Below are 255 nucleotides of genomic sequence, written 5' to 3'. Positions count from 1 at the left end.
TCTGTATCCAGGAATCTTCCGTCGCCGCCGCGTGTTTCTCTTCAACGTGGGTGCTCACCGTCACCGGCATGTCGATGCTACTGATGACCAGATTGGTCGCAATATCGTTATTGAGTGTGATGGCCCAGAAGCCGGGATCAAACCACGCCCAGAACTTCTTGATGTGCACATCCACGACGAGCGCAGCAGGACAGGCATCGCCTTTGTCCTTTACCTGATAACCCGCCTGCTCGAATGCCGCCACGAGGTTTTCCC

Annotated in this window: 1 protein-coding gene; it reads right to left on the bottom strand. The window is 55.7% G+C overall.

The window, feature by feature from the left end; all coding sequences use genetic code 11:
- A partial coding sequence (locus AC4HNJ_RS22050) for a hypothetical protein (protein ID WP_490481748.1) occupies positions 1-244 on the bottom strand: 244 nt, incomplete at its 3' end.
- Between the last annotated feature and the right edge of the window lie 11 nt (positions 245-255).

The organism is Dyella sp. SYSU CM1112 (assembly GCF_058216415.1).
The sequence above is the reverse complement of the archived record's forward strand: the minus strand, read 5'-3'. Positions and strand labels throughout refer to the sequence as shown.